General features: G+C 30.9%; 17 protein-coding genes. 10 read left to right on the plus strand and 7 right to left on the minus strand.

All coding sequences use genetic code 11. The annotated features are described in order from the left end of the window. Nucleotides 1-83: 83 nt before the first annotated feature. The 7 genes from BLW23_RS03385 to BLW23_RS03415 all read right to left on the minus strand — a co-directional run bounded on the left by BLW23_RS03385 (nucleotide 84) and on the right by BLW23_RS03415 (nucleotide 3754). Nucleotides 84-458, minus strand: a complete 375-nt coding sequence (locus BLW23_RS03385; protein ID WP_093667823.1) for a hypothetical protein — start codon at nucleotides 456-458, stop codon at nucleotides 84-86. A 41-nt stretch (nucleotides 459-499) separates the two neighbouring features. Next, nucleotides 500-1042, minus strand: coding sequence for a PAS domain-containing protein (locus BLW23_RS03390; RefSeq protein ID WP_093667824.1), 543 nt, complete (start codon nucleotides 1040-1042; stop codon nucleotides 500-502). Between the two features lie 159 nt (nucleotides 1043-1201). Further along, the gene (locus tag BLW23_RS03395) at nucleotides 1202-1393 is read right to left on the minus strand and encodes a hypothetical protein (RefSeq protein ID WP_093667825.1); all 192 of its coding nucleotides are present in this window, start codon (nucleotides 1391-1393) and stop codon (nucleotides 1202-1204) included. A 10-nt stretch (nucleotides 1394-1403) separates the two neighbouring features. Further along, nucleotides 1404-1775: a hypothetical protein gene (locus BLW23_RS03400; RefSeq protein WP_093667826.1), complete on the minus strand. Its 372-nt coding sequence runs from the start codon at nucleotides 1773-1775 to the stop codon at nucleotides 1404-1406. A gap of 47 nt (nucleotides 1776-1822) precedes the next feature. Further along, nucleotides 1823-2131, minus strand: coding sequence for a hypothetical protein (locus tag BLW23_RS03405; protein ID WP_143032099.1), 309 nt, complete (start codon nucleotides 2129-2131; stop codon nucleotides 1823-1825). Nucleotides 2132-2410: 279 nt separating this feature from the next. Next, on the minus strand, nucleotides 2411-3259 hold the full coding sequence (prmC, locus tag BLW23_RS03410; RefSeq protein WP_093667828.1) for a peptide chain release factor N(5)-glutamine methyltransferase: 849 nt from the start codon (nucleotides 3257-3259) through the stop codon (nucleotides 2411-2413). Then, on the minus strand, nucleotides 3260-3754 hold the full coding sequence (locus BLW23_RS03415) for a GNAT family N-acetyltransferase (protein ID WP_093667829.1): 495 nt from the start codon (nucleotides 3752-3754) through the stop codon (nucleotides 3260-3262). 46 nt (nucleotides 3755-3800) lie between these two features. Here BLW23_RS03415 and BLW23_RS03420 point away from each other — a divergent pair, with 46 nt between their 5' ends. From BLW23_RS03420 to BLW23_RS03465, 10 genes are all read left to right on the plus strand, one after another. Continuing rightward, nucleotides 3801-4268, plus strand: a complete 468-nt coding sequence (locus tag BLW23_RS03420; RefSeq protein ID WP_093667830.1) for a hypothetical protein — start codon at nucleotides 3801-3803, stop codon at nucleotides 4266-4268. Between the two features lie 14 nt (nucleotides 4269-4282). Further along, nucleotides 4283-5317: a bifunctional diaminohydroxyphosphoribosylaminopyrimidine deaminase/5-amino-6-(5-phosphoribosylamino)uracil reductase RibD gene (gene ribD, locus BLW23_RS03425; RefSeq protein ID WP_255362751.1), complete on the plus strand. Its 1035-nt coding sequence runs from the start codon at nucleotides 4283-4285 to the stop codon at nucleotides 5315-5317. Further along, a complete protein-coding gene (locus BLW23_RS03430; protein ID WP_093667832.1) occupies nucleotides 5310-5918 on the plus strand; it encodes an HAD family hydrolase in 609 nt (202 codons plus the stop codon). Before ribD ends, BLW23_RS03430 begins: the two co-directional genes overlap by 8 nt. A gap of 1 nt (nucleotide 5919) precedes the next feature. Continuing rightward, entirely contained in the window at nucleotides 5920-6780 is an 861-nt protein-coding gene (locus BLW23_RS03435) for an EamA family transporter (RefSeq protein ID WP_093667833.1), read from the plus strand. Continuing rightward, nucleotides 6780-7397 (plus strand): IMPACT family protein, encoded by a 618-nt coding sequence (locus BLW23_RS03440; protein ID WP_176829741.1) that lies wholly within the window; start codon nucleotides 6780-6782, stop codon nucleotides 7395-7397. The genes BLW23_RS03435 and BLW23_RS03440 overlap by 1 nt, the downstream gene beginning before the upstream one ends. Before the next feature lie 185 nt (nucleotides 7398-7582). Then, nucleotides 7583-10000 carry a S9 family peptidase gene (locus BLW23_RS03445; protein WP_093667834.1) on the plus strand — a complete coding sequence of 806 codons (2418 nt, stop codon included), beginning with the start codon at nucleotides 7583-7585 and terminating at the stop codon, nucleotides 9998-10000. A 410-nt stretch (nucleotides 10001-10410) separates the two neighbouring features. Then, nucleotides 10411-11484, plus strand: coding sequence for a hypothetical protein (locus BLW23_RS03450; RefSeq protein ID WP_093667835.1), 1074 nt, complete (start codon nucleotides 10411-10413; stop codon nucleotides 11482-11484). Nucleotides 11485-11697: 213 nt separating this feature from the next. Continuing rightward, on the plus strand, nucleotides 11698-13467 hold the full coding sequence (gene rpsA / locus BLW23_RS03455; RefSeq protein WP_093667836.1) for a 30S ribosomal protein S1: 1770 nt from the start codon (nucleotides 11698-11700) through the stop codon (nucleotides 13465-13467). Nucleotides 13468-13717: 250 nt separating this feature from the next. Continuing rightward, on the plus strand, nucleotides 13718-13990 hold the full coding sequence (locus tag BLW23_RS03460) for a hypothetical protein (RefSeq protein WP_143032100.1): 273 nt from the start codon (nucleotides 13718-13720) through the stop codon (nucleotides 13988-13990). Between the two features lie 590 nt (nucleotides 13991-14580). Next, nucleotides 14581-15954: a zinc metalloprotease gene (locus BLW23_RS03465; RefSeq protein WP_143032101.1), complete on the plus strand. Its 1374-nt coding sequence runs from the start codon at nucleotides 14581-14583 to the stop codon at nucleotides 15952-15954. Nucleotides 15955-16089: the final 135 nt, after the last annotated feature.

Consider the following 16089-nt stretch of genomic DNA (forward strand, 5'->3'; position numbering starts at 1 on the left):
GTCTTAAAAAATAAAACCTCCTTGAAGTTATAAGGAGGTTTAGAAATCATATATTCTTTACTTAGAAGTAAACTTTAAGATGTTTAATCTAATAATTGCTTATTCTTTTTATGGAATAAATTAACCATTCCAACATTTGTTTCTTTGTTATTAGCAATAATATGTACAATTAAGTCTTTAGAATCAGATAAGAAAGCAAAATGTGTTTGGTCTTCCAAAGAAACCATTAAGTTTTGAATCTCTTTATTCTCTAAATCGTCAATATAATTTAATCCTCTGGTAATTTGTCTTAGTACCTCAACTTGGAACGAAGCGGCTAACTGGTTATCAACATCGTCATTACTACTATAGTAATCTACGACCATACCGTCTTCTGCGGAAATAATAGTGATCGATATTAGTCCGCCGAGTTGGTCACTTATTGTTTTTGAATATTTTTTTATGTCTTCTAGGTTCATAATGTTTAAAGATTTTTTTATTTAATGAATTTTACCGCTTTCTACCAAGAACTAACGTCTACTCCTTGATCCGATATTAATGTTTTTATAAAAGAAACATAGTCTCCTCCTTTATCTGCAACAAATTCATTTAAGTGTTTTTCACTCGCTTCAATGCCTCCACTTCCTTCAAGTTCTAATAACTTGGCATATAATGGAGCAATAACATCAATGACAGCCTCTGGAACAAAACTTCTAGCTCCTAAAAAGGCCGTAGGTTTACCCGCAGGATCCTTAAATATATCGAAGTTTGTAACAATCCAGTAATATTTACCGGTTTTAGTAAGATTTTTAACCACAGCATTAAAGTTATTACCACTTTTTAAATGATCCCATAAGGTTTTAAAAATAACCTTAGGCATATCAGGGTGCCTTAAAATATTGTGGGGTTGACCAATAAGTTCTTCTTTAGTATACTCACTAGCATCGATGAAAACATTATTAACGTAAGTAATCGTTCCTACTTCATCGGTTTTACTTTTAATAACTTTAGTTTTATCCCAAGCGATTTCTTCATTTATTGGGGTTGGTCTGTTGTTACTCATAATTTTTTTTGATTAAAGGGATTAAATATTGTTATACGTTGAAATATATCAAGGGGAAAACACTTTTATTTTATGAACGTTTTTCCATAAATCTAAGCAATATATTTCCCCAAGGTTGTATATTAAAAAGTTAAGTTTTATTTCCTCAACTCGTTTATTTTAGAACAAAGCTTTCATCATATCACCCATACTATCATATTCATCAAATAGTATATCAAGAAAAGCTTTTTTCTTCTTTCCAGTTGATGCAACAACTCCTTCTGAAAACCTATATTTTCTAAATGTTTTAAGTTGACTGTTAAGGTGTTTTTTTAACGATTTATCGATAGGTAAATGATTTGTGTCTTTCATGTTTTTTATTTTATAGTGCGTCGTTAAGCTTCACTTTATATTTATTCAACATAGCTTTTGTAATTCCCATATTTGCTTTTTTAGAATCAACAGCTAAATAGATAAAGTAGTTTCCACTAGGTGCTACATTTATAATGTGTATTTGAGATGATAAAGTAATAGTAATATCCTCAATCTCTTCTTTTAAACCTAAAGCATCAATAGCTTTTAGTTTTGCTTTTACAACTTCTAAGTTATAGGCAGAAGCCAAATCCGGATCGAATTTTTTGTCAGCCGTAAATGATGCGTATGATTCTCCAGAAGAAACATCTGTTATTGATACGGCGACAAATCCGTCTATTGTTTTCAAGTTCGTGATAAGGTCGTTTAAAATTTCTTTCATGATAAAAAGGATTAAATTAATAAAAATGTTTTGTTACTATTTTGAAACTATTTTGAAACTATTTTTCGTAGGGTAAGCTTCATGAAATTTGCCTTTGAGAGGTCTTTTGTTATTAAACAAATAGATTGATCTTTATTTATTTTGTTAATAATTATGAATCCGCTTTCGGACGCTAGAGAGATAAGTTTTGAATTTTTGGCTCCCATTAAGTCGTGAAGAAGTTCATCTGACATAGTCGCAATTACATTAACCATGGCGGACACATTATTTTCGTTGGTTATATTATGTGAGTCAAGTACATGCCCTTCTGAGTCAAAAACTAGTCCAGATTCCGCCTGTGACTTTTCTATAAGCATAGTAAGATCTACTTTTTCCATTTTAATATTATTATAGGGTATTAATTGTTAAAAAATTTATGATTAGCTGTTCAATTGTAAAAACGCAATCAATGAATGGTTAGTAGTAGTAGTAGGGCGTTGATTTGTTTCTACGATTTAAAAGTAGTACATCTTTTTTCTTTTGAGTTGGAAAGTTAGATGTATATGCCGTTAATCGAAGGTGAAATACACTTTTTTATAGTTGAATGAATTTTTGGGAAGCAGTAGGGGAGAATTTGAAGACTAATTCTCTATTGATTAAAGGGTTGCCTTGGTCATTCTATAGTTGCCAAATAAGTCCTTTCTTAGTTCAACAGATTCAAAACCGTTGTTTTTTATAAGTTGAGAAGTTTCTTTTCCTAAATATTGGTTAATTTCAAAAAATAATATTCCCTCTTTATTTAAATGTTTTGAAGCTAGTTTGGAAATTTTATCGTAGAATATAAGTGGAGCATCATTTTCTACGAATAGTGCTAGGTGAGGTTCGTTTAATAGAACGTTGTTTTTTATTTCCTCCTTTTCAAGTTCTCTTACATATGGAGGGTTTGAAACTATAATATCATAAGTATCAGGCAATCCTTTACTTTCAAGTATATCCATATTCATAAAGTCGACTTTTACTTCATTTATGAAAGCATTTTGTTTTGCAACATCAATTGCATTTGGTGATACATCAATAGTTGAAACTTTAGCATTAGGAAGATGGACCTTTAAACTTATAGGAATACAACCCGATCCAGTACCTATATCAAGAATCTTTATCTCTTTATCAAAATTATGAGCTTCTTCAATAATCCATTGAACAAGTTCTTCTGTTTCTGGTCGAGGTATTAAGGTATTGTTGTTTACATTAAAAGTAAGCCCATAAAACTCAGTTTTACCTATAATATATTGTATAGGTTCTTCTCTCTTTAATCGATGCAATACTTGTATGATATCTTTTTCAATATCTTTCTCAAATGCATAATGAGGTTGTAGTACGGTGTCAATCCTCTTGAAATTTAAATATTCTTCAACAGTTATGTAAAAGAAAGTATCAATTTCAGTTTTGGGATATATAGAAGAGAGTTCTTCTGAAAATAATGACTTTAGTTCTTTGATCGTCATTTATACCAAAGCTTTAATCATCCATACATTACAAGAATAATGTCCTGTATTACCTATAGGTTTATCAATATTTATAAAACCATTTTTTTTATACAAAGCTCTTGCTGCCTCCATATATGGCATGGTTTCTAAGTAGCATTGCTCAAAACCTTGTTTTCGGGCATTCTCTAAGCAATGATTAATTAACGCACTGCCCAAACCTTTACCTCTTGTAATAGGTAAGAAATACATTTTTTGTAATTCACAAATATTCTTATCAGTTCCTTCAAGCTTAGAATAACCAGCACCACCGACTACAGCATTGTTATGTTCAATAACATAATAGTGTCCAGTTAAATTCTGGTAAGTTTCATACATTTCATCGGTTGCTTTATCTTCATAAGCAGTACCTGTTTTAGGAACACCAAATTCTGTTAATACATTTCTGATTAACTTAGCAACTTCAAGATTGTCATCTGGTTTTATTTCTCTTATAATAAAATCTGATGGAGTCATATGAATATGGTATTTTTGTGTTGCAATATACCTAAAAAAAGAAATAATGAGGATTAGAAAAATTACTTGTTTTTTATTTATTGTAATATTGGTTGGATGCAAAATTAATGAAACACCTACATTTTTGAAATTAGATGACTTAAATGTGGTTAGCGTTGATGCGAATCAAATTATTTTAGCAGGAAATGCTCTGTTTGATAATCCAAATCACATTGGAGGTAAAATGACTATTGAAGGATTGAATGTAATTTTAAATAAAGCGAAATTGGCGAATGTGGAATCGGAAGAATTTGATATTCCAATGCTCGATGAATTTGCCATACCTTTTAATATAAGTATTCCTGTTTTAGATTTATATGTAAATGATAAGAATAACTTAGTTAAAGGAATCATAGATTCTTTATTAAAAAAAACTGTAAAACTCCATTTTAAAGGTGTTATAACGTATAGACTTCTTGATTTTACATCGAATTATACTGTTGATGAAGAAAAAGAAATTGAAATTAAAATATAAGGTTAGAATTGAGCTTGAATCATGAAAAATACATAGCGCGCTGTTTAGAATTGGCTAAAATGGGATTAGGTAAAACAAGACCAAATCCTTCTGTAGGAGCAGTCGTCGTTTATGAAGATAAAATAATAGGAGAAGGATTTACCTCTCCGTATGGAGGACCTCATGCTGAGGTGAATGCAATTAATTCCGTTAAGCAGCAAGAGTTACTTGAAAAGGCCATAATATATGTAACCTTAGAGCCTTGCTCACATTATGGAAAAACACCTCCCTGTGCCGATTTAATTGTTGCCAAGAAAATACCCAGTGTTGTTATAGGATGTATTGATACCAATTCACTCGTCGCTGGAAAGGGAATAAAACGACTGGAAAAAGCAGGTTGTAATGTTACAGTAGGAGTGCTTGAAGAAGAATGTTTTGAGCATCACAAGCGTTTTTTTACAGTACAAAATAAACAAAGGCCTTATATAATTTTGAAATGGGCAGAAACTAAAAATGGTTATATAGCTCCATTGACAAAAGAGAAGTCGGAACCAGTTTGGATATCGAATCGGTATTCCCAGCAATTAGTGCATAAATGGAGAAGTCAAGAACATGCAATTTTAGTTGGAACCAATACGGTTCGTTTAGATAATCCTTCGTTAAATGTTAGAAGCTGGAAAGGTAATAATCCTGTGAGAGTTATTATCGACAGATATTTGAAACTACCTTTAAACAGTAACGTGTTTTCAAAAGATCAGCAAACTATTGTAATCTGTGAAAAATCTACGGATAATAGAGAAGGTATTATGTATGAAACTATCGATTTTTCTAAGGATTTAGTAATAGGGCTGGTAGCGGTTCTTAATAAGCATAAAATTCAATCAATTATAATTGAAGGAGGTACCAAAACATTGCAACAGTTTATAGATAGTAATTTGTGGGATGAGGCAAAAGTATTTATTGGAGAAGGAGAGTTTGATGATGGCATAAAAGGACCGGTTTTAAAAGCCAGAGTAAAAGAAGAAAAAAGAAATATTAACGATATAATAACGATATATAGGAATGATTAAAAATATCATTTTCGATTTTGGAGATGTTTTCATCAATTTAGATAAGCAGGCTACTTACAGAGAGTTGGCTAAATTAGGAGTTACAGAAATTACCGAAGAAATGATGCAAGTCTATTATAATTATGAAATGGGATTGATGAGTACTGAGGAGTTTGTCGGTTTTTTTCATAATAGATTTAGTATTAGTAAAGAAAATTTAAAAGATGCATGGAATGCAATTTTACTTGATTTTCCGCTTCATAGACTGCAATTTTTGAAAGAATTATCTGAAAATACTAAGTACAGATTGTTTTTGTTAAGTAACACAAACGACTTACATATTTCTTGGATACAGAGAGATTGGGGAGATCAATTGTACAATGAATTTAAAGTTTTGTTTGAGAAGTTTTATTTATCTCATGAAATAAACTTGCGAAAGCCGAATGCTAATATTTATGAATTTGTTTTGAATGAAAACAACTTAATTCCTGAAGAAACAGTTTTTATTGATGACACAGAGGAAAATACAGTAGCTGCTGAAAAACTGGGCATAAAAACATGGAATATAAATCCAGAAAATGAAGATGTTATTAATTTGTTAGAAAGGGATATATTTAAATAGCATGCTACATCTTATACTAAGTATATTATTTTCCACATCATTATTCGCAATTTTTAAATATTTCGGTATTTATAAGGTAAACACGCTACAGGCAATTGTAGTAAATTATATAGTTGCGTTTTTTCTGGGAATGTTATCGGCAAATACTATCGGAGCCATTGGAACTATAAGTAGTCAACCTTGGTTTTTAGGAGCTGTTGTTTTGGGCTTACTGTTTGTTACAGTGTTTTTTGTTATGGCAAAAACGGCTCAGTATAATGGAGTCTCTGTGGCTTCAATTGCAGGGAAAATGTCTGTGGTAGTGCCTATTGTTTTTGGAATTATATTGTACAAGGAAAGTGTTACTTTTTTTAAAGTAGTAGGAATTATAACTGCACTAGTGGCAGTATACTTGTCTTCTGCAAAAGACACCAAATCTAATAGTAAAGGAAGTTTCTTATTTCCGGTTTTACTTTTTTTAGGGTCAGGAGTTATAGATACTACATTAAAATATGTTGAAACCAATTATGTATCGCATAGCGATGTGGATTTCTTTTCAGGGAGTCTTTTTGGATTTGCAGCGTTTTTCGGATTAATAATTTTAACCATTAAATACTTTGTTACAAAGGAAAAGTTAGAATTAAAAAGTATAATCGCTGGGGTGGTGTTAGGGATACCGAATTACTATTCCATTGTTTTTTTGGTAAAAGCACTTCAAAATAAAAATTTTGAAAGCTCTGATCTATTTACAATTAATAATGTAGGAATAGTGGTAGTATCAACATTATTAGGGTTACTACTGTTTAAGGAATCTTTCAGTACAAAAAATAAAATAGGAGTAATTCTTGCGATAGTCGGGATTATTTTAGTTACCATAGCCTAATGAGTGAAGAGATAAAAGATACATATAAAACACTAACGAAACCTTCCGAAGAAACACTTTTTAAAGATAGAAATAGCAAGTTTTTTGGATATGCTTTTCCAGTGTTAACGGAAGAAGATATTAAAGAAAGACTAGGAGAGTTAAGAAAGATACATCATACGGCCAGACATCATTGTTACGCATGGCAACTAGGAACAGAAAACTTTAGATTTAGGGCAAATGATGATGGTGAACCTAGTAACTCAGCAGGACAACCAATTTATGGTCAAATTCAGGCGTTTGATGTTACCAATGTTTTAATTGTTTCTGTACGCTATTTTGGAGGAACAAAATTAGGAGTGGGAGGTTTAATAAATGCATATAGAGCGTCAGCACAACAAGCTTTAGAAGCATCTGAAATTATTGAAAAAACTATTGATGTTCTTTATAAGTTGAATTTTGGGTACGATATGATGAATAAAGTCCAAAGAATAATTAAAGAACGCAAACTTACCATTGTTAATCAAAAATTAGAGATGGATTGCGAGTACACAATTTCTGTTCGGAAAAAAGAAGCACAACAAATTTTTGATGTTTTCGAAGCTTTGTTTAAAGTAGAAATAAAGGAATTGGATTAGGAATGTGCTTGCTTTATAAATGATTAGAGAATTATTGTTTAAAATTAATTAAATACGAAAGAGAATAAATTAGTACCGTATTATTTGTTGCAATTTTGTTGTTAAAGACATGTTAAATACATTTCTTTCGTAAAATCATTTTAATGATTTGTTCTAAATTGTCTTTCAAATAAACTATATACAGCATGAAAAAACTAATTATTACTCTATCTTTTGCAGCGATCGTCTGCTCTGGATATGCCCAAGAAAATTTAACGTACCAAAAACCTTCTAAAGAAATTTTAGACTTGGTTGATGTACCAAGAAGACCGGGTATCCGTATTGATGGAAAGAATGAAACATTCCTTTTACTAGGAAGAGATGGTTATAAATCTATTGAAGAATTATCTAAGAAGGAACTTCGTTTGGGAGGCTTAAGAATTGACCCAAAAACGAATATTTCTAGTAGAGCAAGTTACTACACCAATATTACCATCAAAAAAATTAAAGAAAACAGAGAAATTAAAGTAACAGGATTACCAGAAAAAGCAAAAATTGCTAATTTACAATGGTCTCCTGACTATAGTAAATTTGCATTTACCAATACTTCAGAAGCAGGGGTAGAGCTTTGGGTGGGTGATGTAGTAACAGCAAAGGCTCGTAAACTAACTGAAGCTGTACTTAATGCTAATATTCGTGGTGTATATACATGGTTTAAAAATGGACAATCTATGTTAGTGCGTTATTTAGCCAAGAATAAAAAATCGTTAATTGATACTCAAGTTGCAGTACCTACAGGTCCCATTGTCTCAGTTAGTGATGGAGTAAAAGCACAAAACAGGACTTATCAGGACTTATTAAAAACACCGAATGATGAATCTAATTTTGAGCTTCTAGCAACTTCAGAATTAAAAAAAGTATCATTAAATGGGGCTGTTGAGACTTGGGCTAAGGCAGACATGTATACGCGTATGAGTTTATCACCGAATGGAGAATATATATTATTGACCAAAATTAAAAAGCCGTTTTCTTATTTAGTTACATACAATCGTTTTCCAAAAGAGACTGCGATTTATACAAAAGACGGGAATCTAATAAAAGTGATTAATGATGTTCCTTTAGATGAAGTTCGTCCAAAAGGTTTTATGGCAACTAGGGCAGGAAAAAGAAATATTCGATGGCGTAGTGATCAAACGGCTACTTTATATTGGGCAGAAGCTTTAGATAAAGGAGATCCAGCTATTAAAGTTCCTTTTAGAGATGAGGTTTTTGAATTAAAGGCACCTTTTAACGGTACACCTAAATCAATTTTAAAAACAATCAATCGTTTTTCATCAATTCAATGGTCTAATAAAAAAGATATTGCCTTTGCATACGATTATTGGTGGAATACAAGGAACGTAAAAACGTATCAATTTAATCCAGAAAATATCAATCAGAAACCAATCATTTTCTCTGATAGAAATTACCAAGATCGATATAGCGACCCAGGAGATTTTGTAACAAATAAAAATGAACTAGGTAATGACGTAGTTATAATAGAAAAAGGGAAGGTATATTTAATTGGAAGCGGATATACTAAAAAGGGTAAATTTCCTTTTGTAGATACCTATTCCTTAAAAGCAAAAGCAACTAAGAGAATTTACCAATCTGCTTATACAGATAAAGTTGAAGATATTTACTTTGCTGTTGATTTAAAAAAGAAAATATTTTTAACTAGTTTAGAGTCTAAATCTGAGATTCCAAATTATTATTTTAAAAACCTTAAAACAAAGAAGATAGTTCCAATAACAAAATTTGAAAACCCATTTAAAAGTATTCAAAATATTCATAAAGAAGTTGTTAAGTATAAGAGAGAAGATGGCTTAGAGTTGACGGGAACTTTGTATTTACCAGTTGGATATGATACGACTAAAAAGAAAAAAATGCCTATGATTTTATGGGCATATCCACGAGAGTTTAAGGATAAGAAAAGTGCTTCACAAACAACAAATAATTCAAATAGTTTTACGTATCCAAATTATGGATCAATGATTTATTGGGTAACAAAAGGATATGTTGTTTTAGATAAAGCAGCATTTCCAATCATAGGAGAAGGAGATGAAGAACCAAATGATTCATTCAGAAAACAATTAGTCGCAAATGCAAAAGCTGCTATTGATGCGATTGATGAATTGGGATATATTGATAGAGAAAGAGTTGCAGTGGGAGGACATTCTTATGGAGCTTTTATGACAGCCAATTTATTGTCACATTCAAATTTATTTGCCGCGGGAATTGCTAGAAGCGGTGCTTATAATAGAACTTTAACTCCATTTGGGTTTCAAAGTGAAGAAAGAAATTATTGGGAGGCACCAGAAGTCTATTATAAAATGTCGCCATTTATGCACGCAGATAAAATGAAAACGCCTTTGTTACTGATCCATGGAAAAGCAGATAATAATTCAGGAACTTATCCATTACAGAGTGAGCGATATTTCAATGCATTAAAAGGGCTGGGAGCCACAACGCGCTTGGTTATGTTGCCAAAAGAGAGTCATGGCTATAGTGCCAAAGAATCGATTCTTCATATGCTTTGGGAACAAGAACAATGGTTAGATACCTATGTAAAGAATAAAAAGTAACTAATTCAATTTATAAAAAAGGGTATTCTGTTTATCGGAATACCCTTTTTTATTTAGCACTCGTTTAATTTTTTTTGAGTTTAAACGAGTACCAAGCATAAACTATAACTATTATCCTTTAGTTACATACATTCTTTAAACTAATAAATGATTCAAAATATTGATTTTTAAATATTTAAGATTAATTTAGCTTTAGCGTATTCATCGAAAGTATAATACCAGTTATGTTTTAAAATTACTCAAAAAGTAAAATGATAAGCTTTTCTGATAGACAAGACATAAAAAGGGGCATAACTTTAGCTATGGTCATTTTTTTTAACGAAGTATAGCCGTAAAAGAGATTGTTTTATTGAGTAATATAGAAAGGTAAATGGTGTATAATATGCAACTGTTGAAAAAGTAAAAGGGGGATGATAAAAAAAGTAACGAAGTATCTGAGCATATTTATTACTGGGGCCGTAATAATTATTGTATTTGTATTAGGTGTTTATAAATATGAAATAGCCAATTATATAGAACTAAGTAAAATGTATGGTATTAACCCAATGTATCTCTATTTCAGATATAAAACTGTTAATACAATCTTCAGTGTTGCTTTTACTTTTTTTGCTTTAATTCTTTTGTCTATTTTAATAATTCAGTATCTGAAAGTACGTTCTCATGAGTCGAAAATTTTAAAATTTGTACTCATTATATCAATGTTATTGGTGTCTTCTTGTGTAATAGGAGCGTTTCACTGTATAAATTATTACGGTTTTAACTCAAGGTATACAATTTCAAAAGATATTTTAAAATATCAGCAGGAGTTAGATAATGAAAAGTTCAATCAAGCCCAAATAACCGTTAGCAAAAAGAAAGAGCTAGTAAGTTTAATAGAAAATAAGATTGGTGAGTTTAAAAATGATTCTTTAAAGGTTAAGTTTAGAAGTGGTAGCGTTTTTTTTAGCAAAACAAAATATCTTTATAGATATGATGTTGTTTGTCCTAATGAGTCGTTGGCTATATTTTTTCAAAAATTTCCAGTAAACAGAAGTATTCGTTTTAGTATTAATAAAGAAGAAGAAAAAACAGAGTTTGTTTGTACTCTTCCTGATTTAAAAAGTATTGATTTCGTTGCATTAGATTCAATAGGAGGAGATAGAGAGAAATTAATAGAAGTCAATAAGTTTTATAATAGGATAGAACGTTTTAAACCTTATAGGAGAGGGAATTTAGTTTCTAAAAATGAGCTTTTAAGTACTACAAAGTTAATAAGACTCGATTTTGATATTGTTAATAATGAATTATTGGCAAGAAAAAGGGAGTTAAAGGATATTGGAATTTCATGGGATTTATTTATATGGGATACCTTATTGGTATCGGTAGGAAGAGGACAGAATTATTTTAAAGGATTTTCCTTTACAAGTAGATCGTTAATATTTATTCATGGATTGTTGGTGCTTTTTTCTATCCGGTTAATTTTACCAATTGCTATGAAAAAATAATAGTTCATAACCTTTTCTTTGGAAATGAAGACCCCATAAAAAATTGACCTCCTGTATTCTAGGCTTTTCAAATAAAAATTCGTAAATTTGCACGCCTTTTCACGAGAACAGATTTAAAAAGGGTGCATTTTATATTTATATAAGTTTAATTTCTCTTGGCGTTAGTATCGTTAAAAATCTGACTAACAAAAAGATACAAAATATTATTCAGACATGTCTGAAGAAACAAAAAACACAGCGGAAGCTGTAAATCCAGCAGAATTTTTAGCAACATTTAATTGGCATAAGTACGAAGAAGGTATTGATGAGGTAGATGAGTCTAAATTAAAAGAATTTGAGAAAGCATTAGAAGGAACTGTAGGTTTCGTAAATGAGCGTGATGTAATCGAAGGACTTGTTGTTCGTGTAACTGATCGTGATGCTATTATCGATATCAATTCTAAATCTGAGGGTGTAATTTCATTAAATGAATTCCGTTACAACCCAAGTTTAGCTGTTGGAGACACGGTAGAGGTATTAGTTGATAAAAGAGAAGATTCTTCTGGTCAATTGGTATTATCTCACAAAAAAGCACGTGTAATTAAAGCATGGGATCGTGTTAATAATGCTCACGAAACTGGAGAAATCGTTAACGGTTTTGTTAAGTGTAGAACTCGTGGAGGTATGATCGTTGATGTATTTGGTATTGAAGCTTTCTTACCAGGTTCTCAAATTGATGTGAAGCCAATTCGCGATTACGATCAATATGTTGAAAAAACTATGGAATTCAAAGTTGTTAAAATCAACCATGAATTTAAAAATGTAGTTGTATCTCATAAAGCATTAATCGAAGCTGATTTAGAAGATCAGAAACGTGAAATTATCGGTCAATTAGAAAAAGGACAAGTATTAGAAGGAGTTGTTAAGAATGTAACTTCTTATGGTGTATTTGTTGACTTAGGAGGAGTTGATGGATTAATTCACATTACTGATTTATCTTGGTCTCGTATCAACCACCCGAACGAAGTTGTTGAGTTAGATCAAAGATTAAACGTTGTAATTTTAGACTTCGATGATAATAAGTCAAGAATTCAATTAGGATTAAAACAATTATCTGCTCATCCATGGGAAGCATTAAATCCAGAATTAAAAGTTGGTGATAATGTTAAAGGTAAAGTAGTTGTTTTAGCTGACTATGGTGCTTTTGTAGAGGTTGAAGATGGTGTTGAAGGATTAATTCACGTATCTGAAATGTCTTGGTCAACTCATTTACGTTCAGCTCAAGATTTCGTGCAAGTTGGTGACGAAGTTGAGGCTCAAATCTTAACGTTAGATCGTGAAGAGCGTAAAATGTCTTTAGGTATTAAGCAATTACATCCAGATCCTTGGACAGATATTACTACAAAATATCCTGTAGGTTCTAAGCATTCAGGAACTGTTCGTAACTACACTAACTTTGGTGTATTCGTAGAGTTAGAAGAAGGAATTGACGGATTAGTTTATATTTCTGACTTATCTTGGACTAAGAAAATTAAGCATCCATCTGATTTTGTAACAGTTGGTGATAAATTAGAAGTTCAAGTATTAGAATTAGATGTTGAAAACCGTAAGTTGAACTTAGGTCATAAGCAAACTCTAGAAAATCCTTGGGATGCTCATGAAACAACGTACGCTATCGGATCAACTCATGATGGAACTATCAAGGAGAAGAATGATAAAGGTGCTACTGTAGCTTTCGCTGATGGTGTTGAAGCATTTGCTCCAACTCGTTTCTTAGAAAAAGAAGAAGGTGGTAAGTTAGCTAAAGGAGACTCTGTTAAATTCCAGGTTACTGAATTTAGTAAAGAATACCGTAGAATTGTTGTTTCTCATACATCTATCTTTAGAGAGGAAGAGCAAAAGAATGTAAAAGCTGCTGCTAAAAAAGCTCAAGAAGTAGAAAAAACTACTTTAGGAGATATCGGTGGATTAGCTGAATTAAAGAAGAAAATGGAAGGGAAATAATATATTTCCTAACTAATTCATATAAAACCGTCTAAAAGTAATTTTAGGCGGTTTTTTCTTTGTTTGAATGCCGTAACATTTATGTTTTTATTTTAGGTAAGTCCTTGTTTAGTAGTTGTTTGCAGTTTAACTATAGTTAAAAGCATATTATCTATACTATATCTTATAGTCGACATTATTTTTATTCATATAACAAGACTTATTTTTAAATTAGTAATCGAAACCTCTAAATTAGTTGGAAATGCTATTAATGGACAAGGAAAAATTATTAATTCTACTTACAAATAAAGAAGTAAACAATTCTTCATTTAAAGGTACACTTATGATGTACTTGTCTAGAAATATCTACAATCAAAAAAACAATAATTTAGGTGTAATATCAACTATTTCTGATAGACGAGAAGTAGAAGAAGATCATTTATTAAAGTCTAGAATTTTACTTGAGCTTAACTTTTTTCCTGTATGGAATAATGCTGTCTTATTACAAGACAAGGAAGAACATTGTTTTCGAGGAAAAGTTTAAACGAGTTCAATACTGTAAGTTTAAATTAACAGTATCTCAAAGTAAAATAGGAAGAAGCCATATGTGCAGCCCCTAATAATTTGTATGTACCCCATTTTTACAAATTATTATACTTCTAAAAATTATAATTACTACACATTCTACTACGCATTTTACAAGTCAAATTATCTTGTATTGGATCTAAACATATATTAAGAATCTATATACTTAATATGTTGTAATGATTTGTCGCGCCGATGACAATTAATTTAAAATTATCCCCTAATTTTAATTGAACAAATTTTTAATAACCCCCTAAATAAAGTTACAATATGAAAGAAACACTCCTATTCTAACCGATATTTTATTTTTATAAACTAGCCAGTTTTAAAAAAAAATAGTAGCGAACAGTTTTACCGAGAATCATCAAAAAAATCGATGTATTGAATTATGAAAGACAAATGTGTTTTTTCATGATACGTTCTTCTTGTTGTCTAAATTTTAGAGAATAGAAGAATGGTTCCCAAACATTCTTATTAGAATTAAAATTTTGTCTATATATGAAAAAGGCAAGAAAGGTAGTGTATACCCTAATTTTAACCTTGTATTGTATGAATCCAAGTATAGCACAAGAAAAAATTTCGGATCTACTCAGAACAAATACTCTAGAGCTAAAGGAAGTTGAAAGCTATATGAGAACAAATAACATCATCCCTTTATCATGTGAGGAAGACCATGCTTATGGCGGTGATGTTGATCATGTTAAGAGAGCAAAAACTTTTGGGTTTTCGACAAAACCAATTGAAGCTGTTTATGTATTTAATGTGTATTTCCACATTCTTAATGATAATAATGGTTACAGAGACATTCCAATAACAGAAGAACATATACTTGAAGCGGTATCAATTTTAAATAAATCTTTTAATCCATTTAAAATATTCTTTAAATATAAAGGATATGGCCATATTAATAATACTTGGAGATCAGTGGTTTATTTGGGAGGAAATCGAACGTTTAATCAATTAATAGACTACTCTAAAGGAATTGATAAATACCGTTCAGATAGCTTTAACATATTCATAGCATCGTCTATTAGAAGAAGTCAATACGATCAAACCAGAATTGCTGGTGTTGCAAATAAACCAGGAATTAATACAGTAATTGATGATGAATACTTGTTAACGTCTACATTTCCTCACGAAATAGGTCATAATTTTAACCTGTTTCATACGCATCACAATTGGAATAAGAATAACTGCGAATTAGTACGTCGTAATGATTTTGTTGAGGACACTTTGCCTTCAGTACCATATTCTTCTGATGATCTTATTGATGGTTGTTCTTCGGAACTGAAAGAAATAAGGAATAAATGCGGAATAGAAATAAGACAGGTGCCTTCTTCAAATTTTATGAGTTCGAATGTTATGCCATGTCGTTCCTTAGATAACGCTCTTTTTACTCAAGGTCAAGGAAAAAGAATGAGGTTAAGTATTCATGAGCAAATTTCTCCGATGTATATGGGAACTCAAAATTCAGTAGAAAGCTTATATGAGCCATTCAAAGGTAATTACGATAAAGTTGTAGTTGATGATTCTAGTGATTCCGACAATACCAATTTTAAATTTCAAAAAGGATTTGATTACGAGTTTGTAGATTGTTATGATACGAATGAAGTCGAGGAAAGTTTTTCTAAAGATGAAATACCCAATATCCATCCACCTTACACTGCGATTAAGATATTGCAAATTTCAAGTGAAGAGGCATTCAAATGCCATATTCCAAGGGAAGAACAGGAAGAGGAAAATGAAAGGATAGTAATTAGTTTCGGAGCAATTATTGGTAATAATTATACAACGCATAAAATCAAATATCAATTTTCTAAAGAAAAGGAGTTTTATAAGCGTATACCTCTAGGGTTTAATCTAATAAAAACAAAAAATAAATATGGACAAACAGTTCAAAAAATGATATACAAAAGCCAATAAAGGCTTCTTATTTCCCCCCAGATCAACAAAAACCGTTATTACTTTAACGGTTTTTTTTATTGATCTTAATTGTAACATTTGTTACACTTAAACCAGTCAGGTAATGACGTAAATATCTTAAATACTGCTATATTT

It is taken from the genome of Tenacibaculum sp. MAR_2009_124 (genome assembly GCF_900105455.1).
GTDB lineage: Bacteria > Bacteroidota > Bacteroidia > Flavobacteriales > Flavobacteriaceae > Polaribacter.

What these genes read in the sequence shown, in the direction of transcription:
- BLW23_RS03385 (WP_093667823.1), bottom strand. Translation starts at nt 458, where the DNA reads ATGAACCTAGAAGACATAAAAAAATATTCAAAAACAATAAGTGACCAA.
- BLW23_RS03390 (WP_093667824.1), bottom strand. Translation starts at nt 1,042, where the DNA reads ATGAGTAACAACAGACCAACCCCAATAAATGAAGAAATCGCTTGGGAT.
- BLW23_RS03395 (WP_093667825.1), bottom strand. Translation starts at nt 1,393, where the DNA reads ATGAAAGACACAAATCATTTACCTATCGATAAATCGTTAAAAAAACAC.
- BLW23_RS03400 (WP_093667826.1), bottom strand. Translation starts at nt 1,775, where the DNA reads ATGAAAGAAATTTTAAACGACCTTATCACGAACTTGAAAACAATAGAC.
- BLW23_RS03405 (WP_143032099.1), bottom strand. Translation starts at nt 2,131, where the DNA reads ATGCTTATAGAAAAGTCACAGGCGGAATCTGGACTAGTTTTTGACTCA.
- prmC (WP_093667828.1), bottom strand. Translation starts at nt 3,259, where the DNA reads ATGACGATCAAAGAACTAAAGTCATTATTTTCAGAAGAACTCTCTTCT.
- BLW23_RS03415 (WP_093667829.1), bottom strand. Translation starts at nt 3,754, where the DNA reads ATGACTCCATCAGATTTTATTATAAGAGAAATAAAACCAGATGACAAT.
- BLW23_RS03420 (WP_093667830.1), top strand. Translation starts at nt 3,801, where the DNA reads ATGAGGATTAGAAAAATTACTTGTTTTTTATTTATTGTAATATTGGTT.
- BLW23_RS03430 (WP_093667832.1), top strand. Translation starts at nt 5,310, where the DNA reads ATGATTAAAAATATCATTTTCGATTTTGGAGATGTTTTCATCAATTTA.
- BLW23_RS03435 (WP_093667833.1), top strand. Translation starts at nt 5,920, where the DNA reads ATGCTACATCTTATACTAAGTATATTATTTTCCACATCATTATTCGCA.
- BLW23_RS03440 (WP_176829741.1), top strand. Translation starts at nt 6,780, where the DNA reads ATGAGTGAAGAGATAAAAGATACATATAAAACACTAACGAAACCTTCC.
- BLW23_RS03445 (WP_093667834.1), top strand. Translation starts at nt 7,583, where the DNA reads ATGAAAAAACTAATTATTACTCTATCTTTTGCAGCGATCGTCTGCTCT.
- BLW23_RS03450 (WP_093667835.1), top strand. Translation starts at nt 10,411, where the DNA reads ATGATAAAAAAAGTAACGAAGTATCTGAGCATATTTATTACTGGGGCC.
- rpsA (WP_093667836.1), top strand. Translation starts at nt 11,698, where the DNA reads ATGTCTGAAGAAACAAAAAACACAGCGGAAGCTGTAAATCCAGCAGAA.
- BLW23_RS03460 (WP_143032100.1), top strand. Translation starts at nt 13,718, where the DNA reads ATGGACAAGGAAAAATTATTAATTCTACTTACAAATAAAGAAGTAAAC.
- BLW23_RS03465 (WP_143032101.1), top strand. Translation starts at nt 14,581, where the DNA reads ATGAATCCAAGTATAGCACAAGAAAAAATTTCGGATCTACTCAGAACA.